A 1,678-nucleotide genomic window follows, 5' to 3' on the forward strand; every position below is an offset into this window, starting at 1 on the left:
TCGTATTGCGATGATTAACCCGGAAAATGGCAATACAACACCTTTGTTTGTGGCTCAGGGTGATCAGCTGTTCATGAATGATGTTTTCATGAAGCGACTGTTTGCGGTGAGCATCACGTCATCCGGCAATCCTCCGGCATTTTCCCTGACACCGGACGGGCGGCTGACGGCGAAAAATGCCGATATCAGCGGTAGCGTGAATGCGAACTCCGGGACGCTCAACAACGTCACGATTAACGAGAACTGTCGGGTTCTGGGAAAACTGTCCGCGAACCAGATTGAAGGCGATCTCGTTAAAACAGTGGGCAAAGCTTTCCCCCGGGACTCCCGTGCACCGGAGCGGTGGCCATCAGGGACCATTACCGTCAGGGTTTATGACGATCAGCCGTTTGACCGGCAAATTGTTATTCCAGCGGTGGCTTTCAGCGGTGCCAGACATGAACGGGAGAATAGCGATACTTATTCGTCATGCCGCCTGATAGTGAAGAAAAACGGGGCTGAAATTTATAACCGAACGGCTCTGGATAATACTCTGATTTACACGGGTGTTATTGATATGCCTGCAGGCAGTGGCGTAATGACACTGGAGTTTTCTGTATCAGCATGGTGGGTAAATGGCTGGTATCCCACAGCAAGTATCAGCGATTTGCTGGTTGTTGTGATGAAGAAAGCCACTGCAGGCATCACGATTAGCTGAATTTTATAACCCAGATACGGGCGCCAGAAATGGCGCCTTTTTTATTGCAGAAAAGCGAGAGGTAATGATGCGTAAATTATGTGCTGTTATTCTGTCCACAGTAGTCTGGCTGGTCGCCGCTGGTACGCCAGCGAGCGCAGCAGAGCATCAGTCCACACTAAGCGCCGGGTATCTTCAGACCCATACTGATATGCCCGGCAACGATGACCTGAAGGGCATTAACGTGAAATACCGTTATGAATTTACGGACACGCTGGGGCTGGTGACGTCATTCAGTTATGCCAATGCCAAAGATGAGCAAAAAACGCATTACAGCGATACCCGCTGGCATGAAGATTCCGTGCGTAACCGCTGGTTCAGCGTGATGGCGGGGCCGTCTGTACGCGTGAATGAATGGTTCAGCGCGTATGCGATGGCGGGTGTGGCTTACAGCCGTGTGTCGACTTTCTCCGGGGATTATCTCCGCGTAACTGACAACAAGGGGAAAACGCACGATGTGCTGACCGGAAGTGATGACGGTCGCCACAGCAACACGTCTCTGGCGTGGGGGGCTGGCGTGCAGTTTAACCCGACCGAATCCGTGGCCGTTGATGTCGCTTATGAAGGCTCCGGCAGTGGCGACTGGCGCACTGACGGGTTCATCGTGGGTGTTGGTTATAAATTCTGATTAGCCAGGTAACACAGTGTTATGACAGCCCGCAATTTTGCGGGATTATTTTTTATGGAGCGAGTATGGCGGCTGTAAAAATTTCAGGCGTGCTGAGGGACGGAACCGGAAAACCGGTACCGGGATGCATTATTGAGCTGAAAGCGAAGAGAACCAGTGAGACAGTCATCGCCACGACAGTGGCTTATGGCATGCCGGAAGAGACGGGGAGTTACAGTATGGATGTGGAGCCAGGAATATACAGGGTGACACTCAATACAGAAGGTTACCGTCCTTCGTATGTGGGAGATATCGTGGTCAGGGAGGATTCTTCA

Annotated in this window: 3 protein-coding genes; all 3 read left to right on the plus strand. The window is 51.7% G+C overall.

Annotated elements, in window-relative coordinates:
* The coding region (locus ACJHYR_RS27665; protein WP_410233211.1) for a phage tail tip protein at window positions 1-697 on the plus strand (697 nt) is incomplete at its 5' end.
* Between the two features lie 67 nt (window positions 698-764).
* Window positions 765-1,364, plus strand: a complete 600-nt coding sequence (locus tag ACJHYR_RS27670; protein ID WP_103026283.1) for an Ail/Lom family outer membrane beta-barrel protein — start codon at window positions 765-767, stop codon at window positions 1,362-1,364.
* Window positions 1,365-1,429: 65 nt separating this feature from the next.
* Window positions 1,430-1,678, plus strand: a 249-nt coding sequence (locus tag ACJHYR_RS27675) for a prophage tail fiber N-terminal domain-containing protein (protein ID WP_138038336.1), incomplete at its 3' end; no start/stop codon positions are given.

It is taken from the genome of Escherichia sp. WS1450 (assembly GCF_046487395.1).
GTDB lineage: Bacteria > Pseudomonadota > Gammaproteobacteria > Enterobacterales > Enterobacteriaceae > Escherichia > Escherichia coli.

Coding starts and splice junctions, on each gene's coding strand:
- ACJHYR_RS27670 (WP_103026283.1), top strand. CDS start 765: ATGCGTAAATTATGTGCTGTTATTCTGTCCACAGTAGTCTGGCTGGTC.